Raw genomic sequence first — 4,562 nt, forward strand, 5'->3', positions numbered from 1 at the left:
CCCCATGGTTCGTCATGACCCCCAGGTCTGACCAGTTAACTCCCGTCTTGAAAAGCACGTCGAAATCCGTCCAGTTGACGCCCGTAACGGACATATAGGAAAGATCATCCCAGTTCACGCCCGCTTCCGTCATGATATTTAGGTCCGACCAGTTCACGCCCGCCACTGAAAGATAGGACATATCCGACCAGTTCACGCCCGCGTCGGTCATTACAGCCAGATCATCCCAGTTCACGCCGGCAGCGGCCATTTCCGAAATGGTATCCCAATTCACACCGGCGGCGGCCATATTGGAAAGGTTATACCAGTTCACCCCGGCGTCAGACATATCCGCGATGTTATACCAGTTTATCCCCGCCGCCGCTACTTCCGCCATCCCGGACCAGTTCACGCCGGTCTCTGACATGACGTCTATGTCCGTCCAGTTTATACCGGCACGTGTAAGCCGGTTGAAGTCACTCCAATTTATATTCTGTCCCGCGAGCGCCTCTATATCCGACCAGTTCACGCCGGTCCTTGAAAGAACCCCTATATCTGCCCAATTAACACCTATAGTGGTCATATCGGTAAAATCGGTCCAATTCATACCCACGGTAGTAAGCACCTGTATATCAGACCAATTCACTCCCACGTTCGACATAGTGCCAAGATCCGTCCAGTTTATGCCCGCCGCCGCCATTACGGATATGTTGCTCCAGTTAACGTCCGCTCCCGCCATGGTGGACATACTGTCCCAGTTCACGCCCGCCGACGCTAGGGATGATATATTATCCCAATTCACACCCGCGCCCGACATCTGGGACATATTGTCCCAATTGACATCCGCTCCCGCCATGGCGGACATACTATCCCAGTTCACGCCCGCTCCCGCCAATAACGATATGTTATCCCAATTCACGCCGGCCTGGGCCATTAACGCTATATTGAACCAATTGACGTCCGCACCGGCCATGTTCTCGATATTATCCCAGTTAACCCCCGCCGCGGCCAAGTTCGATATGTTATACCAATTCACGCCCGCTTCCGACATCTGGGCCATGTTATACCAGTTAACGTTCGCTCCGGCCATCTCCTGCATACCCGCCCAGTTAACTCCGGCCTGTGTAAGCTGGGAAAAATTCTCCCAATTCACGAAGTAATTGGTCATAGCGGAAAAGTCGGCCCAGTTAATACCTGTTCTCGACATGTTCTCAAGGTCTGACCAGTTCATCCCCGCTTCCGTCATGACGGTGAGGTCCGACCAGTTCATCCCCGCTTCCGTCATGACCTGGAGATCCGACCAGTTTATCCCCGCTTCCGTATATACCTGGATATCCACCCAATTTATGCCCGCTTCCGTCAAGACCTGGAAATCCGACCAATTGATGCTCTGGGTGGTTATTGTCTGGAGGTCCTGCCAGTTTATACCCTGTACGGTCAACGTGGTAAGATCTGCCCAGTTAACGCCCGCTTCCGTCATAACGGTGATATCGTACCAGTTAGCTCCCACGTTAGACATCACGCTGAAATCATACCAGTTCACTCCGGTCTCGGTCAGCACCTGTATGTCCGACCAGTTCACTCCGGCACGCGACATTACCTGCATATCATCCCAGTTAACACCCGCCGCCGCCATGGTGGATATGTTATCCCAGTTCACGTTCGCTCCGGCCAGGTTGGATATATTGCTCCAGTTGACCCCGGCCGACGCCATGTATTGTATGTTATCCCAATTCACGTTCGCGTCACTAAGGTCCCGCATACTGTACCAGTTTATACCCGCTTCGGTCATGGGTTTCAGGTCCGCCCAGTTCACGCCCGCTTCCGAGAGAGGCTTAAGCCCCGACCAGTTCACGCCCGCCACCGACATCGTCGTCAGATCTATCCAGTTCACACCCGCTTCAGTCATGGGTTTCAGGTCCGCCCAGTTCACGCCCGCCGCGGCCATTACCTGCATCCCAGTCCAGTTCACGCCGGTCTTTGTAAGCACCTCAAGGTCGTCCCAGTTTATGTTCGCTTCGGTCATGGGGGAAAAATCGGCCCAGTTGACACCTGATTTGGACATGATCTCGAAATTGGTCCAGTTTATATCGGCGTCTCCAAGGCTGGACATGTTATACCAGTTCACGTTCGCGTCCGTCATCCTTGACATATTATCCCAATTGACCCCCGCGGCCGCGAGGTTCGATATGTTGTCCCAATTGACCGACGCGTTGGACATCTGGGCGATGTTATCCCAGTTGACCGCTGAATCCGCCAGGTCCCGCATGCTATACCAATTCACTCCCGCGGCTGCCATGAACGACATATCGCTCCAATTTACGCCGGAAGTGCTCAAATACCCCATATCCGCCCAGTTCACGCCCGCTTTCGTCATCACGTTGATATCATCCCAGTTCACGCCGGACTCCGTAAGCGCCGTGAAGTCCGACCAGTTAACCCTGGCGCGTGTCATCACTCCGAAGTCGGACCAGTTAACCCCTGACGCTGTTATGACATTGAACTCGGTCCAGTTTATCCCCGCTTCCGAAAGAGGCCTGAGGTCGGCCCAGTTCACGCCGGACGTGGTCATGAAACTGAAGTTCGACCAGTTCACTCCCTTCTCGGTAAGTACCTGTATATCTGTCCAGTTCACGCCGGTCTCGCTGAAAACCTGTACATCCGACCAGTTTATGCCCGCGTCCGTAAGATACTGGAAATCCGCCCAGTTTATGCCTTGGTTGGTCAGGACATCAATATCGTCCCAGTTGATCCCGGTCTCCGAAAGCACCTGTATATCCGACCAGTTCACGCCGGCTATAGACATTACCTCGATATCATCCCAGTTGATCCCGGTCTTAGTCAACACGTCCATATCCGACCAGTTCACGCCGGTATTACTCATATATCCTATATCCGTCCAGTTTATACCCGTTCGGGTCATCACCTCGAGGTCGGCCCAGTTCACTCCCTCTTCCGTAAATGCCTGTATATCCGTCCAATTGACACCCACAGTGGTCAGAACGTGAAGATCGTCCCAGTTAACTGACGCCCCGGTCATTATGGACAAGTTGTCCCAGTTAACACCCGCGACCGACAGCGTCGAAAGGTTGCCCCAATTGACAGCCGCGTCCGTAAGGACCGCTATGTTATACCAGTTTACCGCCGCCCCTGACATAACGCTCAGGTCATGCCAGTTAACATCCGCCGTAGAAAGGTCCGACAGGTTATCCCAGTTGACACCCGCCGCGGCAAGTTGTGATATGTTGTCCCAATTGACACCTGCCCCGGACATCTGTTCTATGCTTACCCAGTTCACGCCTGCTGACGCCAGGACCTCGAGCCCTTTCCAGTTCACTCCTACCGTTGTCATCGGGTTGAGATCGGCCCAGTTTATGCCCGCCTTTGATATCACTCCGAAATCAGCCCAGTTGACCCCGGCCCGTGTAAATGTCCGGAAATCGGCCCAGTTTGTCCCGGCCCTAGTGAGAGGGTTAAGATCGGCCCAGTTTATGCCCGCCTTTGACAGCACCCCGAAATCGGACCAGTTGACACCCGCTTTCGTAAGCGTCTGGAAGTCCACCCAGTTGACCCCGGCCTTTGTCAGGGTCTCAAGGTCGGACCAGTTCACACCCTCCTCGCTCATGACCTGAAGATCGCTCCAGTTAACACGCGCCGCGCTCATGTAACTGATATCCGCCCAGTTCACTCCCGCCACCGAAAGAGGCGTAAGACCAGCCCAGTTCACATCGGTTTTCGACATCACTTCAAAATCGAACCAGTTGATCCCCGCGTTAGTAAGGTCACCGACACTCCCCCAATTCACGCCCTGTTTTGTCATCACCTCGAAATCGTCCCAGTTAAGCCCCGTTTCCGTAAGGACCTGGAAATCGGCCCAGTTGATACCGGCATTGGTAAGCGGGTTAAGATCAGCCCAGTTAATACCCGTTTTGCTCATTATCTCGAAATCGTCCCAGTTAACATCGGCCGCGGCCATGCTGGATATGTTGAACCAGTTCACGTTCGCCGCCGTAAGGTCGGAAAGGTTGAACCAGTTAACGCCGGCGGAAGCCATGTTCTGTATGTTATCCCAGTTAACGCCCGCGGCCGCCAGGTTGGATATATTGTCCCAGTTAACGCCCGCGCCCGCCATTGAGGCCAGGTTATCCCAGTTAACGCCCGCGCCCGCCATGGCCTCGATACTGAGCCAGTTCACCCCGGCGGTAGCCATATCCTCAATGTTATACCAGTTGATACCGGCGTCTGTCATATCCGCCATGTTCGCCCAATTCACGGCGGACTTTGAAAGAACATCCATATCCGTCCAGTTGACCCCGGCTCTCGTCATGGCCCCTATGTCAGACCAATTGACCCCGGACTTCGTAAGATAATTGAAATCGTCCCAGTTAATGCCGGATTCGCTAAGCACCGTCAGGTCGGCCCAGTTCACTCCCGCTCTCGTCAGCGGATTGAGATCTGCCCAGTTCACTCCCGCCTTGCTGAATACCTCCATATCGGCCCAGTTGACACCCGCTTCCGTAAGCGGCCTGAGGTCCGACCAGTTAATGTTGGCGATGGTCATCGTCCTTAGGTCCAGCCAGTTT

At 54.2% G+C, this 4,562-nt stretch carries 1 protein-coding gene; it reads right to left on the reverse strand.

Going from position 1 to position 4,562, the window contains the following annotated elements; translation table 11 throughout:
- Positions 1 to 4,540: hypothetical protein (locus tag PHH49_08605; GenBank protein ID MDD5488999.1), on the reverse strand; the 4,540-nt coding region annotated here is incomplete at its 3' end.
- Positions 4,541 to 4,562 lie beyond the last annotated feature (22 nt).

The sequence above is a fragment of the Candidatus Omnitrophota bacterium genome, assembly GCA_028715965.1.
Lineage (GTDB): Bacteria > Omnitrophota > Gorgyraeia > Tantalellales > Tantalellaceae > JAQUQS01.